Annotated in this window: 17 protein-coding genes; 16 read left to right on the top strand and 1 reads right to left on the bottom strand. The window is 60.4% G+C overall.

Annotated elements, in window-relative coordinates; all coding sequences use genetic code 11:
• Positions 1 to 8 precede the first annotated feature (8 nt).
• From rpsN to rplQ, 14 genes are all read left to right on the top strand, one after another.
• On the top strand, positions 9 to 314 hold the full coding sequence (rpsN, locus tag IE093_RS17085; protein ID WP_189471306.1) for a 30S ribosomal protein S14: 306 nt from the start codon (positions 9 to 11) through the stop codon (positions 312 to 314).
• Between the two features lie 32 nt (positions 315 to 346).
• Positions 347 to 739 (top strand): 30S ribosomal protein S8, encoded by a 393-nt coding sequence (gene rpsH, locus IE093_RS17090; RefSeq protein WP_189471308.1) that lies wholly within the window; start codon positions 347 to 349, stop codon positions 737 to 739.
• A 9-nt stretch (positions 740 to 748) separates the two neighbouring features.
• Entirely contained in the window at positions 749 to 1,279 is a 531-nt protein-coding gene (rplF, locus tag IE093_RS17095; protein ID WP_189471310.1) for a 50S ribosomal protein L6, read from the top strand.
• Positions 1,280 to 1,288: 9 nt separating this feature from the next.
• A complete protein-coding gene (gene rplR, locus IE093_RS17100; RefSeq protein WP_189471312.1) occupies positions 1,289 to 1,639 on the top strand; it encodes a 50S ribosomal protein L18 in 351 nt (116 codons plus the stop codon).
• A gap of 11 nt (positions 1,640 to 1,650) precedes the next feature.
• Entirely contained in the window at positions 1,651 to 2,151 is a 501-nt protein-coding gene (gene rpsE / locus IE093_RS17105) for a 30S ribosomal protein S5 (RefSeq protein ID WP_189471314.1), read from the top strand.
• A 6-nt stretch (positions 2,152 to 2,157) separates the two neighbouring features.
• Positions 2,158 to 2,340 (top strand): 50S ribosomal protein L30, encoded by a 183-nt coding sequence (gene rpmD / locus IE093_RS17110; protein WP_189471315.1) that lies wholly within the window; start codon positions 2,158 to 2,160, stop codon positions 2,338 to 2,340.
• 3 nt (positions 2,341 to 2,343) lie between these two features.
• A complete protein-coding gene (gene rplO / locus IE093_RS17115; RefSeq protein ID WP_189471316.1) occupies positions 2,344 to 2,778 on the top strand; it encodes a 50S ribosomal protein L15 in 435 nt (144 codons plus the stop codon).
• On the top strand, positions 2,779 to 4,110 hold the full coding sequence (gene secY / locus IE093_RS17120) for a preprotein translocase subunit SecY (RefSeq protein WP_189471317.1): 1,332 nt from the start codon (positions 2,779 to 2,781) through the stop codon (positions 4,108 to 4,110).
• Positions 4,111 to 4,139: 29 nt separating this feature from the next.
• Entirely contained in the window at positions 4,140 to 4,253 is a 114-nt protein-coding gene (gene rpmJ / locus IE093_RS17125; RefSeq protein ID WP_031384759.1) for a 50S ribosomal protein L36, read from the top strand.
• A 125-nt stretch (positions 4,254 to 4,378) separates the two neighbouring features.
• Positions 4,379 to 4,735 (top strand): 30S ribosomal protein S13, encoded by a 357-nt coding sequence (rpsM, locus tag IE093_RS17130; RefSeq protein WP_016419101.1) that lies wholly within the window; start codon positions 4,379 to 4,381, stop codon positions 4,733 to 4,735.
• A gap of 39 nt (positions 4,736 to 4,774) precedes the next feature.
• Positions 4,775 to 5,161, top strand: a complete 387-nt coding sequence (gene rpsK, locus IE093_RS17135; protein ID WP_011505752.1) for a 30S ribosomal protein S11 — start codon at positions 4,775 to 4,777, stop codon at positions 5,159 to 5,161.
• 12 nt (positions 5,162 to 5,173) lie between these two features.
• On the top strand, positions 5,174 to 5,794 hold the full coding sequence (gene rpsD, locus IE093_RS17140; protein WP_189471318.1) for a 30S ribosomal protein S4: 621 nt from the start codon (positions 5,174 to 5,176) through the stop codon (positions 5,792 to 5,794).
• Positions 5,795 to 5,877: 83 nt separating this feature from the next.
• Positions 5,878 to 6,876 carry a DNA-directed RNA polymerase subunit alpha gene (locus IE093_RS17145; RefSeq protein WP_189471319.1) on the top strand — a complete coding sequence of 333 codons (999 nt, stop codon included), beginning with the start codon at positions 5,878 to 5,880 and terminating at the stop codon, positions 6,874 to 6,876.
• 39 nt (positions 6,877 to 6,915) lie between these two features.
• On the top strand, positions 6,916 to 7,302 hold the full coding sequence (rplQ, locus tag IE093_RS17150; RefSeq protein WP_189471320.1) for a 50S ribosomal protein L17: 387 nt from the start codon (positions 6,916 to 6,918) through the stop codon (positions 7,300 to 7,302).
• A gap of 222 nt (positions 7,303 to 7,524) precedes the next feature.
• Here rplQ and uvrA read toward each other — a convergent pair whose 3' ends face one another.
• On the bottom strand, positions 7,525 to 10,395 hold the full coding sequence (gene uvrA / locus IE093_RS17155; protein WP_189471322.1) for an excinuclease ABC subunit UvrA: 2,871 nt from the start codon (positions 10,393 to 10,395) through the stop codon (positions 7,525 to 7,527).
• A 145-nt stretch (positions 10,396 to 10,540) separates the two neighbouring features.
• On the opposite strand from uvrA, the gene IE093_RS17160 reads away from it, so the two are divergent.
• Positions 10,541 to 11,932, top strand: a complete 1,392-nt coding sequence (locus IE093_RS17160) for an MFS transporter (RefSeq protein WP_189471395.1) — start codon at positions 10,541 to 10,543, stop codon at positions 11,930 to 11,932.
• A gap of 50 nt (positions 11,933 to 11,982) precedes the next feature.
• Entirely contained in the window at positions 11,983 to 12,531 is a 549-nt protein-coding gene (gene ssb, locus IE093_RS17165) for a single-stranded DNA-binding protein (RefSeq protein ID WP_189471324.1), read from the top strand.
• Positions 12,532 to 12,576 lie beyond the last annotated feature (45 nt).

Genomic DNA, 12,576 nt, shown 5'->3' on the forward strand with positions numbered 1-12,576 from the left:
GTGGGATCATGGCAAAGAAAAGCATGGTTGAGCGCGAACTCAAGCGCACCAAGCTGGTCGAGAAGTATGCTGCCAAGCGTGCGGCACTCAAGGCCATCATCAACGACGTGAACGCTTCCGACGAAGAGCGCTTCGATGCGCAGCTCAAGCTGCAGCAGTTGCCGCGCGACTCTAGCCCGGTGCGTCAGCGCAACCGCTGCCGCGTCACGGGGCGTCCGCACGGCTTCTACAACAAGTTCGGCCTGGGCCGCAACAAGCTGCGTGAAGCCGCCATGCGTGGTGACGTTCCTGGTCTCAAGAAGTCCAGTTGGTAACGGCCACGTAGAATCATCAGGAGCGTAACGTAATGAGCATGCAAGATACGCTGGCGGATATGTTTACCCGTATCCGCAATGCGCAGATGGCCACCAAGGAGACGGTCTCCATGCCGTCTTCCAAGCTCAAGACCGAGCTGGCTCGCGTATTGAAGGAAGAGGGCTATATCAAAGACTTTTCCGTCACCGAAGGCGGCAAGCCCGAGTTGACCGTCACCCTCAAGTATTTCGAGGGCAAGCCGGTCATCGAGCACATCCAGCGAGTTTCCAAGCCGTCCCTGCGTCAGTACAAGGGCAAGGACGAGCTGCCGAAGGTCGCCGATGGCATGGGAGTCGCGATCGTTTCCACCTCCCAGGGCGTGATGACCGATCGTGCGGCCCGTCATGCCGGTGTCGGTGGTGAAGTCATCTGCACCGTATTCTAGGAGTTTGGAATGTCCCGTGTAGCCAAATATCCGGTTAAATTACCCAGCGGTGTCGAGGTCAAGCTCGACGGCGACCAGCTGACCGTCAAGGGCGCTCAGGGTACGCTCACCATGACCGTCCACCCCGATGTGGTGATTGGTCAGGAAGAGGGTCAACTGACCTTCAATCCGAGCGAAACCGCCAAGAGCTGGGCGATGGTCGGCACTACCCGCGCACTGGTCCAGAACTTGGTCACTGGTGTGAATGAGGGCTTCACCAAATCCCTCGAGATCAACGGCGTCGGCTATCGTGCCCAGGCAAGTGGCAAGACGCTAAATCTGACACTGGGCTTCTCTCACCCGGTCGAGTACACGCTGCCCGAGGGTGTCACGGCGGAAACGCCGAAGAACACCACTATCGTGCTGAAGAGCGCGGACAAGCAGCAGCTTGGCCAGGTGGCCGCGGAGATCCGCGCCTTCCGTCCGCCCGAGCCCTACAAGGGCAAGGGGATCCGGTACGGCGATGAGCAGGTTCGCCGCAAAGAAGCCAAGAAGAAGTAAGGCAGGGTTATGAACGCGAAGAAAGAATCTCGTCTCCGTCGTGCCCGCCGCGCTCGCGCCAAGATCCGCGAGCTGGGCGTGTATCGCCTGTGCGTCAACCGTACCCCGCGCCACATCTATGCGCAGATCATCTCGCCGGATGGGGGCAAGGTACTGGCCAGCGCTTCCACGCTGGACAAGACACTGCGTGAGGGTGCGACCGGCAACACCGACGCCGCCGCCAAGGTGGGCGCACTGATAGCCGAGCGCGCTAAGGAAGCAGGCATCACTCAGGTGGCCTTCGATCGTGCCGGGTTCAAGTACCATGGCCGTGTCAAGGCCCTGGCCGATGCCGCACGTGAAGGCGGTCTGGAATTCTAAAGGGTTTTACGATGGCGAAGAACGAACAGAACGGCGGAGATCTGCAGGAGAAGCTCGTGCAGGTCAACCGCGTCGCCAAGGTGGTCAAGGGTGGCCGTATCTTCGGTTTCACCGCCCTGACCGTCGTTGGTGACGGCAATGGTCGTGTCGGCTTCGGTCGTGGCAAGGCACGTGAAGTGCCGGTCGCGATCCAGAAGGCCATGGATCAGGCACGTCGCAACATGATCAAGGTCAGCCTTAGTGGCAATACGCTGCAGTATCCGGTAAAGGCCCGCCATGGTGCCTCCAAGGTCTACATGCAGCCGGCTTCCGAAGGTACCGGGATCATCGCCGGCGGTGCCATGCGCTCCGTGCTCGAACTGGCTGGGGTACATGACGTCCTGGCCAAGTGCTACGGTTCCACCAACCCGGTGAACGTGGTGCGTGCGACCGTCAAGGGGCTCGCCGCCATGCAGTCGCCGGAAGACATCGCCGCCAAGCGCGGTTTGTCTGTCGAAGCGATCACGGGGTAAGGCACCATGGCAGCAACGATCAAGGTTACCCAGATCCGTAGCACCATCGGCGTTCTGGAAAAGCACAAGGCTACCATGAAGGGGCTTGGGCTGCGCCGCATCGGTCACACGGTCGAATTGGAAGACACCCCTGCCGTACGCGGTATGGTCAACAAGGTCAACTACCTTGTGCGTGTTGAGGGAGAGTGATCCATGAAACTCAATAGCCTGAGCCCGGCACCGGGCTCCAAGCACGCCGAGAAGCGCGTCGGTCGTGGCATCGGCTCCGGTCTCGGCAAGACCGGTGGTCGTGGTCACAAGGGGCAGAAGTCGCGTAGTGGCGGTCGAGTGAAGCCAGGTTTCGAGGGCGGTCAGATGCCGTTGCAGCGTCGTCTGCCCAAGTTCGGCTTCACTTCCATGAAGTCGCTCGTCTCCGAAGAGGTACGCCTGGCCGAGCTGGCCAAGGTCGAAGGCGACGAAGTGACCCTGGACAGCCTCAAGCAGGCGAACGTGCTCAAGGACGCCACGCAGTATGCGAAGGTGATCCTCTCCGGTGAACTGAACAAGGCGGTTACCGTCCGCGGTCTCGGGGTCACCAAAGGTGCCCGTGCCGCGATCGAAGCCGCCGGTGGTAAGGTAGAGGACTAAATGGCTAAGTCAGGTAACATGCCGGCAATGGGCAGCGGACTGGGCGAACTCTGGGCGCGTCTGCGTTTCGTGTTCCTTGCCATCGTGGTGTACCGTATCGGTGCCCACATTCCCGTTCCCGGTATCAATCCTGACCAGCTTGCTGCCTTGTTCAGGGAGCAGCAGGGCACCATCCTGGGACTGTTCAACATGTTCTCGGGTGGTGCGCTGGAGCGCATGAGTATCTTCGCACTGGGCATCATGCCTTACATCTCGGCGTCGATCATCATGCAGCTTCTCACCGCAGTCTCGCCACACCTCGAGCAGTTGAAGAAGGAAGGTGAGGCCGGACGCCGCAAGATCAGTCAGTACACCCGTTATGGCACGGTGGTGCTGGCCTTCGTCCAGGCCGTTGGCATGTCGGTCGGCTTGGCGGGCCAAGGCATTGCCTACACTGCTGACTTCAGCTTCTATTTCACCGCCGTGATCACATTCGTATCGGGTGCGGTGTTCCTGATGTGGCTAGGTGAGCAGATCACCGAAAAGGGTATCGGCAACGGCATTTCGCTGCTGATCTTTTCCGGGATCGTCGCGGGACTGCCGGGTGCCGTGGGTCAGTCTTTCGAACTGGCGCGTAACGATGGTGCCTGGAACGTGTTGCCACTGCTGGCACTTTCCGTACTGGGGATCGCCACCGTGGCGTTCGTGGTGTTCATCGAGCGCGGTCAACGTCGCATCACGGTGAACTATCCACGTCGCCAGGTGGGTAACAAGATGTATGCCGGTCAAAGCAGTTATCTGCCGCTGAAGGTCAACATGGCGGGTGTTATCCCGGCGATCTTCGCGTCCAGTATCCTGCTGTTCCCCGCGTCGCTTGGCCAGTGGGTCAGTGCCGGTGAGGGGATGGACTGGCTGCAGACGGCTTCGCTGGCCTTGGGGCCCGGGCAGCCGCTGTACATCTTGCTTTTCGGCGCGGCGGTGATATTCTTCTGCTTCTTTTACACAGCGCTGGTCTTCAATCCCAAGGATGTCGCTGACAACCTCAAGAAGTCAGGGGCCTTCCTGCCGGGCATTCGTCCGGGCGAGCAGACCGCTCGTTACATCGACAAGGTCATGACGCGTTTGACCCTGTTCGGCGCCCTGTACATCACCGCGGTTTCCTTGATGCCCCAGTTCCTGATCGTGGCCTGGAACGTGCCGTTCTTCTTCGGCGGTACTTCCCTGTTGATCGTGGTGGTGGTGATCATGGATTTCATGGCTCAGGTGCAGTCGCATCTCATGTCGCACCAGTATGAGTCGGTGATGAAGAAGGCCAACCTGAAAGGCTACGGTAGCGGCGGCATCATGCGCTGAGGCGTGCCGTACGCGATTTGGAGAGAACGATGAAAGTTCGAGCTTCCGTAAAGAAAATGTGTCGCAACTGCAAGATCATTCGACGCAATGGCGCCGTGCGTGTCATCTGCACCGAGCCGCGGCACAAGCAGCGCCAGGGCTGAATCCCTGGCAGCTGTCATGAACCGGTGCCGGCATGCCCCTTGCCCTTGGCTGGGTAAAGGGGTATGCTGTTGCGCCTTTTGTAGTTGATCCAACGAGCAAGCCGCTCAAATTTCGGAGTAAGCTGATGGCCCGTATTGCAGGCGTCAATATCCCGGACAACAAGCATGCGGCGATCTCGCTGACCTATATCTTCGGGATTGGCCGTACTCGTGCACAGAGCATCTGTGCCGCTTCCGGCATTGCGCCGACCACCAAGATTCAGGACCTGTCCTCTGAAGAGCTGGACACCCTGCGTGCTGAAGTCGGCAAGTACACCGTGGAAGGCGACCTTCGTCGTGATGTGACGCTGAACATCAAGCGTCTCATGGACTTGGGTTGCTATCGTGGTCTGCGTCATCGTCGTGGTCTTCCGCTGCGTGGTCAGCGTACCAAGACCAATGCGCGTACCCGCAAGGGCCCGCGCAAGCCGATTCGCAAATAACACGCATGTTCTGGCGTTAAGACAGGAAGAAACATCAACATGGCTAACCCGCGTAGTAACCGTAAAAAGGTGAAAAAGCAGGTAGTGGATGCGGTCGCCCACATCCATGCCTCTTTTAACAATACGATCGTGACGATCACAGACCGCCAGGGCAATGCTCTCTCCTGGGCAACTGCCGGTGGTTCGGGTTTTCGTGGTTCTCGCAAGAGCACCCCGTTCGCTGCTCAAGTGGCAAGCGAACGTGCAGCGACCGCTGCAGCCGAGTATGGTGTGAAAAACGTCGACGTGCTGGTCAAGGGCCCCGGTCCTGGTCGTGAGTCCGCCGTGCGCGCACTGAATGCCGCCGGTTTCCGCGTGCAGAGCATTACCGACGCGACGCCCGTTCCTCACAACGGCTGCCGTCCGCCGAAGAAACGCCGCGTTTAAGGAGACAGACTCATGGCTCGTTATATTGGACCGAAGTGCAAACTGTCTCGTCGTGAAGGTACCGACCTCTTTCTGAAGAGCGGTGTCACTCCCTTCGAGAAGAAGTGCAAATCCGAGCAGATCCCGGGTGTGCACGGCCAGCGCCGTCAGCGTCTTTCCGACTACGGCTTGCAGCTTCGCGAGAAGCAGAAAGTACGCCGCATCTATGGCGTGCTCGAGAAGCAGTTTCGCAACTACTACAAGGAAGCGGCCCGCCAGAAGGGCGCGACCGGCGAAGTGTTGCTGCAACTGCTCGAATCCCGACTGGACAATGTCGTCTATCGCATGGGCTTTGGCTCCACGCGCTCTGAGTCGCGTCAGCTGGTGAGCCACAAGGCGATCGCCGTCAACGGTCGTACCGTCAACGTGGCGTCCTATCAGGTCAAGCCAGGCGACGTGGTGTCCGTTCGCGAGAAGGCCAAGAACCAGAGCCGCATCCAGAATGCGCTGAGTATTGCCGCCCAGCGTGGCGATGTGGCCTGGGTCGAAGTCGACTCCAAGAAGATGGAAGGCACTTTCAAGGCTCTGCCTGAACGCGGCGACTTGTCTGCCGACATCAACGAAAACCTGATCGTCGAGCTGTACTCGAAGTAATCGCCGTGCCGCGATGCCGGGCCCTGTCTTGGGGCCCGGTGGAGAGTACCGAGTATCCGTTTGGCAGCCTATAGGTGTTCATCATGCAGCGTTCAGTGACAGAGTTTCTCCGTCCTCGCGATATCAAGGTCGAAGAGATCAGCGCGCATCACGCGAAGATCGTGCTCGAGCCATTCGAGCGCGGTTTCGGTCACACCCTGGGGAATGCGCTGCGTCGCATCCTGCTCTCTTCCATGCCCGGCTGTGCCGTGGTGGAAGCCGAGATCGCTGGTGTAGACCACGAGTACAGTGCGATCGAAGGGGTCCAGGAAGACGTCATCGAAATCCTTCTGAACCTCAAGGACGTGGCCATCAAGATGCATAGCCGCGACGAGGCGGTGCTCACGCTGAACCAGCAGGGCCCGGCCGTCGTGACCGCGGGTAACATCGCCGCTGATCACGATGTGGAAATCGTCAACCCCGAGCACATCATTGCCCACGTCAACGAGGGTGCCGAGCTGAAAATGCAGCTCAAGGTGGCCCGTGGCCGCGGCTACGAGCCGGCAGATGCCCGTGATGGCGCGGATGACGAAACCCGGGCCATCGGTCGCCTGCAGTTGGATGCGACCTTCAGCCCCGTGCGTCGTGTTTCCTATGCCGTCGAGGCCGCGCGTGTCGAACAGCGCACTGACCTCGACAAGCTGGTCATCGACCTGGAAACCGACGGTACCCTGGATCCGGAAGAGGCGATCCGCCGCAGCGCTACCATCCTGCAGGAGCAGTTGGGCGCGTTCGTCGACCTGGAAGCCGATAAGGAACAGGAAGTCGAGGAGGAAGAGGATCATATCGATCCCATCCTACTGCGCCCCGTAGACGATCTCGAGTTGACCGTCCGCAGCGCCAACTGCCTTAAGGCCGAGAATATCTACTACATCGGCGATCTGATTCAGCGTACCGAAGTCGAGTTGCTGAAAACGCCGAACCTCGGCAAGAAGTCCCTGAATGAGATCAAGGACGTGTTGGCGGCGCGTGGTCTGTCCCTTGGCATGCGGCTGGAGAACTGGCCGCCGGCAAGCCTGAAGGACGACAAGGCCTCCGCGTGAGCGTCGACTCGAGTCCCAGTTTGGTAAGGAATCACAACCATGCGTCATCGTAAGAGTGGTCGTCATCTGAATCGCACCAGCTCGCACCGCCAGGCCATGTTCAAGAACATGTGCGTATCGTTGGTCGAGCACGAAGTCATCAAGACAACCCTGCCCAAGGCCAAGGAACTGCGTCGTCATATCGAGCCGCTGATCACCTTGGCCAAGCAGGATAGTGTCGCCAACCGTCGTCTGGCCTTCAGCCGCACCCGTTCCAAGGAAGCGGTCGGCAAGCTCTTCAACGAGTTGGGGCCGCGTTACGCCGAGCGTCCGGGCGGTTACGTCCGTGTCCTCAAGTGCGGTTTCCGCACCGGCGACAACGCCCCCATGGCCTACGTCGAACTGGTCGACCGTCCGGTCGTCGAGGAAGCCGCTGGCGAGGAGTGATCCTTAGCCTGGCGCTGACACGGCACACAAAACCGGCTCCTTTCGGAGCCGGTTTTTTTGTTGGCTGGAGGCTTGAAGAGCGCCGCTTCGCGGCTGGAAGCTGAAAGACGAGCTTCGAGCTTCGAGCTTCGAGCTTCGAGCTTCGAGCTTCGAGCTTCGAGCTTCGAGCTTCGAGCTTCGAGCTTCGAGCTTCGAGCTTCGAGCTTCGAGCTTCGAGCTTGATCAGGTCTCCACCACGCTCGTGGCTCGTGGCTCGCGACTCGTTGACTGCTTCTCCAGCAACGGCTTGAGGAAGCGCCCGGTGTGGGAAACCTGCATCTTCGCGACTTGCTCCGGGGTGCCCTCGGCAATGATACGGCCGCCGCCGGAGCCGCCTTCCGGCCCCAGATCGATGATCCAGTCAGCGGTCTTGATCACGTCGAGGTTGTGCTCGATGACCACGATGGTATTGCCATGATCGCGCAAGCGGTGGAGTACCGTCAGCAATTGGCGGATATCCTCGAAGTGCAGACCAGTCGTCGGCTCGTCGAGGATATAGAGAGTCTTGCCGGTATCGCGTTTGGCAAGTTCGCGGGCCAACTTGACACGTTGGGCCTCGCCGCCGGAAAGGGTGGTGGCGCTCTGCCCAAGGCGGATATAGGACAGGCCGACATCCATCAGAGTCTGCAGGCGGCGGGCGATGGCCGGTACCGGGCTGAAGAATTCCAGCGCCTCTTCCACGGTCATCTCCAGCACCTGATGGATGTTCTTGCCCTTGTACTGGATATCCAGTGTTTCGCGGTTGTAGCGCTTGCCCTTGCACACATCGCAGGGCACATAGATATCGGGCAGGAAGTGCATTTCGACCTTGATTACGCCTTCGCCCTGGCAAGCCTCGCAGCGCCCACCCTTGACGTTGAAGCTGAAGCGGCCGGGTTTATAGCCTCGTGAACGGGCCTCCTGGGTGCCGGCGAACAACTCGCGAATCGGGGTGAAGATACCGGTATAGGTCGCTGGGTTGGAGCGCGGCGTACGGCCGATCGGGCTCTGATCGATATCGATCACCTTATCGAGTTGCTCCAGCCCCTCGATCCGGTCAAAGGGTTCCGGCGTGAGGGTGGTGGCTTTGTTGAGCTCGCGGGCGGCGATTGGCATCAGCGTCGAGTTGATCAGTGTCGACTTGCCGGAGCCGGAAACGCCGGTCACGCAGATGAACAGGCCCAGGGGCAGCTCCAAAGTTACGTTCTGCAGGTTGTTGCCGGTGGCGCCTGTCAGTCGCAGCACCTTTTCCGGATTGCCGGGGATGCGCCACGGCGGTATCTCGATGCGCCGCGTGCCAGCCAGGTATTGACCGGTAAGCGAATCGGGGCAGGCGCGAATCTGGTCCGGGGTGCCTTGAGCCACCACGCGGCCGCCGTGAACACCGGCGCCGGGGCCAATGTCCAGCACATGATCGGCGGATATGATGGCTTCCTCGTCGTGCTCGACCACGATCACCGTGTTGCCCAGATCGCGCAGACGCTCGAGGGTCTTGAGCAGACGATCATTGTCGCGCTGGTGCAGGCCAATGGACGGCTCGTCGAGGATGTACATGACCCCTACCAGGCCAGCGCCGATCTGGCTGGCTAGACGAATGCGCTGGGCCTCACCACCCGAAAGTGTCTCCGCGCTGCGCTCCAGGTTAAGGTAGTCGAGACCGACATTGACCAGGAATTCCAGGCGGGCATGGATCTCGCGGATGATCTTGAGCGCGATCTCACCCTTGCGGCCAGGAAGGGTGAGCTGCTGGAAGTACGCCCAGGCCTCGCCTATCGGCAGGCGCACGATATCCGGCAGGGCACGTTCGTCGATGAAGACGTGTCGCGACTCCTTACGAAGACGTGAGCCGTGGCAGGTCGGGCAGGGCTGTACGGCGAGATAGCGTGCCAGATCTTCGCGGACCATGTTGGACTCGGTTTCCCGGTAGCGCCGCTGCATGTTGGGCAGGACGCCCTCGAAGGGGTGCTCGCGAGTGACCTTGCGACCGCGATCGTTGACGTAAGTGAAGGCGATATCATCGTCTCCACTGCCGTGCAGTACGATATCGCGTTCGTGACGTGCCAGGTCCTGCCAAGGCGTTTCCAGTGCGAAGCGGTAATGCTCGGCTACTGCCTGCAACTGGTTGAAGTAGTAAATGCTACGCCGGTCCCAGCCCTTGATCACCCCCTCTGCCAACGATAGCTCGGGGTGACTGATCAGCTTGCCGGGGTCGAAGAACTGCTGTACGCCCAAGCCATCGCAAGTGGGACAGGCGCCGGCTGGATTGTTGAAGGAGAACATGCGTGGCTCGAGTTCGGCAATCGAATAGCCGCATACCGGACAGGCAAAGCGCGCCGAGAAAGCGATGTCGTCCGACTCGCCGTCCATGAAATGCACGATGGCGATGCCATCGGTCAGGCCCAGCGCCGTCTCGAAGGACTCCGCCAGACGCTGGGCGAGGCCATCGCGGACCTTGATGCGATCCACCACCACGCTGATATCGTGTTTCTTGTTCTTGTCCAAGGGGGCGATGTCGTCGAGCTCGAGGATCTGGCCATCGATCATGGCGCGCACGAAGCCTTGGGCGCGCAATTCGCTGAGCAGTTGCAGGTGCTCACCCTTGCGACCTTTGACCACTGGTGCCAACAGCATTAGCTTGCTGCCTTCCGGCAAGGCCAGTACCTGATCGACCATCTGAGAGACGGTCTGGGCTTCTAGGTCTTCGCCGTGCTCTGGGCAGCGCGGTGTGCCGGCACGCGCGAACAGCAGGCGCAGATAATCGTAGATTTCGGTGATGGTGCCGACCGTGGATCTGGGATTGTGAGAAGTGGACTTCTGCTCGATGGAAATGGCCGGGGAGAGCCCTTCGATGTGATCGACGTCGGGTTTTTCCATCATTGACAGGAACTGGCGAGCGTAGGTCGACAGTGATTCCACGTAGCGGCGTTGCCCTTCGGCGTACAGGGTGTCGAAGGCCAGCGAGGATTTGCCTGAACCCGATAGGCCAGTGACCACGATCAGTTTGTCGCGGGGCAGTTCGACATCGATTTGCTTGAGGTTGTGGGTGCGGGCACCCCTGACCAGGATCCTGTCCATTGCCACCTCGTGCAGTGTGCAAAAGGTCGATTATACGGCGTCGTCCGATGCCACAGCAAAGCGGCGCTCACTTTCCTGATGAGAGTTGCCTTTTCCTGTATGGCCCCGAACCGGTAGAATATAGAGTTTCTTCGTTGGACGTCCTATCCGCATGGTCTCTCGTCTGTTATTAGCTACTGAGCGCCGCGCTATCATCGGCCTGGCCGGCCTGTACGCCTCGCGCATGCTGGGCCTGTTCATGGTGCTACCGGTGCTGGCGCTATATGCCGAGGGATTGGATGGTGCCACCCCGCTGCTAGTGGGTCTGGCGCTGGGCGGCTATGGCCTGACCCAGGCCATCCTGCAGATCCCCTTCGGGCTGCTCTCCGACCGCATTGGCCGCAAGACGGTGATAGCCGGAGGACTGGTGCTGTTCTTGCTCGGCAGTGTGGTAGCGGCCCAGGCCGACAGCATCGCTGGGGTGATCCTGGGTCGTTGTCTGCAGGGAAGTGGCGCGGTAGCCGCAGCGATCATGGCCTTGCTTGCCGACCAGACCCGCGAGCAGGTACGCACCGCGGCCATGGCAATCATAGGGTTGTCGATTGGTGTGGCCTTCGCTGTGGCCATGGTGGTGGGGCCGCTATTGGCCTCGGCCTTCGGGCTGTCGGGTGTGTTCTGGTTTACCGCCGGGCTTGCGGCTGTGAGCCTGATCGTGTTGTGGCGCCTGGTGCCCAAGGCTCCCCAGCGGTTGCGCCATCGTGATGTGGGCTTGGACCGTCGCCAGTTGAAGTCCATGCTGGGGCGTACCGATCTTCTACGCCTGGATCTTTCGATCTTCGCCTTGCACTTGGTGCTGATGGCGATCTTCATTGCCGTGCCTTTCCGCCTGCTCGATGCGGGGATCGCCGTGCAGCAGCACGGCAGTGTCTATCTAGCGGTCATGGCCTTGGCCTTTGTGGCCATGGTGCCGCTGGTCATCGTCGCCGAGAAGAAACGCTGCATGAAACCGGTATTCCTGACTGCGGTGGCGGGCCTGATGGTGTGCCTGGTGGGGCTGGGTATGGCCAGCACGTGGTGGGCGCTGGTAGGGCTGTTGCTGGGCTTCTTCACCGCCTTCAACCTGCTCGAGGCGACGTTGCCATCGATGATTAGCAAATTGGCCCCGGCAGGTGCCAAGGGTACCGCCATGGGTGTCTATTCGACCAGTCAGTTCCTTGGGGCCTTCCTGGGGGGCGTGCTGGGAGGAGCGCTGGCGCAACACTTCGGTCAGGATGCGGTATTCTACGGCTGTGGCCTGATTGCCTTGGTTTGGCTGGCGGTGGTCTGGGGCATGCCGGCACCGCGCCACCTGGCCAGTGAGGTGGTGGCGCTCGACGAGAGAGCACACGGTGATGCCTTGGATACCTTGATGGAGCGCTTTGCCGAGGTGGCAGGCGTGGAAGACGTGCTGGTAGTACCCGAGGAGCGGGTCGTCTATCTGAAGGTGGATCGGCAACGGCTGGACAGCGATGCCCTGGCACGGGTAGCCGGGTCACGGCATGATCACAAGGGCGCCTGAGGCGTCTACACATACAGGCTTTACTTAGCAGAGAGCACAAGGAGACCAGCATGGCCCGTGGGGTTAACAAAGTCATTCTGATCGGCAATCTGGGTCAGGATCCGGAAGTGCGCTTCACGCCCTCCGGGACCGCAGTTGCCAACCTCAACCTGGCAACTACCGATACCTGGACCGATCGTCAGAGCGGCCAGCGTCAGGAACGCACCGAATGGCATCGGGTGGTGCTGTTCAACAAGCTGGCGGAAATCGCCCAGCAGTATGTCAAGAAGGGGTCGCGGCTGTACATCGAAGGGCGCCTGCAGACCCGTAAGTGGCAGGATCAGAACGGGCAGGATCGCTATAGTACCGAGATCGTCGCCAATGACATGCAGATGCTCGATAGTCGGGGTGGTGGCGACTTCCAGCCCCAGGGCAACCATGCCCAGCAAGGCGGCTATGGCAACGCCCCGCAGCAAGGCAACTATGGTCAGCCAGCAGGAGGGCAGCCTCAGCCGCGTCCTGCGCCGCAGCAGCCTGCCCAAGGGGGGCAGCCGGGCAACAACTATGGCGCTCCCAACCCCGGCAGTTTCGACGACTTCGATGACGAGATCCCGTTCTGAATCTCTCGGGTGCCGTCATCGAACCCGAGTGGCCGGATAAGGAGT

This window comes from Litchfieldella qijiaojingensis (genome assembly GCF_014651875.1).
GTDB classification, from domain to species: Bacteria; Pseudomonadota; Gammaproteobacteria; order Pseudomonadales; family Halomonadaceae; genus Litchfieldella; species Litchfieldella qijiaojingensis.

Coding starts and splice junctions, on each gene's coding strand:
- rpsN (WP_189471306.1), top strand. CDS start 9: ATGGCAAAGAAAAGCATGGTTGAGCGCGAACTCAAGCGCACCAAGCTG.
- rpsH (WP_189471308.1), top strand. CDS start 347: ATGAGCATGCAAGATACGCTGGCGGATATGTTTACCCGTATCCGCAAT.
- rplF (WP_189471310.1), top strand. CDS start 749: ATGTCCCGTGTAGCCAAATATCCGGTTAAATTACCCAGCGGTGTCGAG.
- rplR (WP_189471312.1), top strand. CDS start 1,289: ATGAACGCGAAGAAAGAATCTCGTCTCCGTCGTGCCCGCCGCGCTCGC.
- rpsE (WP_189471314.1), top strand. CDS start 1,651: ATGGCGAAGAACGAACAGAACGGCGGAGATCTGCAGGAGAAGCTCGTG.
- rpmD (WP_189471315.1), top strand. CDS start 2,158: ATGGCAGCAACGATCAAGGTTACCCAGATCCGTAGCACCATCGGCGTT.
- rplO (WP_189471316.1), top strand. CDS start 2,344: ATGAAACTCAATAGCCTGAGCCCGGCACCGGGCTCCAAGCACGCCGAG.
- secY (WP_189471317.1), top strand. CDS start 2,779: ATGGCTAAGTCAGGTAACATGCCGGCAATGGGCAGCGGACTGGGCGAA.
- rpmJ (WP_031384759.1), top strand. CDS start 4,140: ATGAAAGTTCGAGCTTCCGTAAAGAAAATGTGTCGCAACTGCAAGATC.
- rpsM (WP_016419101.1), top strand. CDS start 4,379: ATGGCCCGTATTGCAGGCGTCAATATCCCGGACAACAAGCATGCGGCG.
- rpsK (WP_011505752.1), top strand. CDS start 4,775: ATGGCTAACCCGCGTAGTAACCGTAAAAAGGTGAAAAAGCAGGTAGTG.
- rpsD (WP_189471318.1), top strand. CDS start 5,174: ATGGCTCGTTATATTGGACCGAAGTGCAAACTGTCTCGTCGTGAAGGT.
- IE093_RS17145 (WP_189471319.1), top strand. CDS start 5,878: ATGCAGCGTTCAGTGACAGAGTTTCTCCGTCCTCGCGATATCAAGGTC.
- rplQ (WP_189471320.1), top strand. CDS start 6,916: ATGCGTCATCGTAAGAGTGGTCGTCATCTGAATCGCACCAGCTCGCAC.
- uvrA (WP_189471322.1), bottom strand. CDS start 10,395: ATGGACAGGATCCTGGTCAGGGGTGCCCGCACCCACAACCTCAAGCAA.
- ssb (WP_189471324.1), top strand. CDS start 11,983: ATGGCCCGTGGGGTTAACAAAGTCATTCTGATCGGCAATCTGGGTCAG.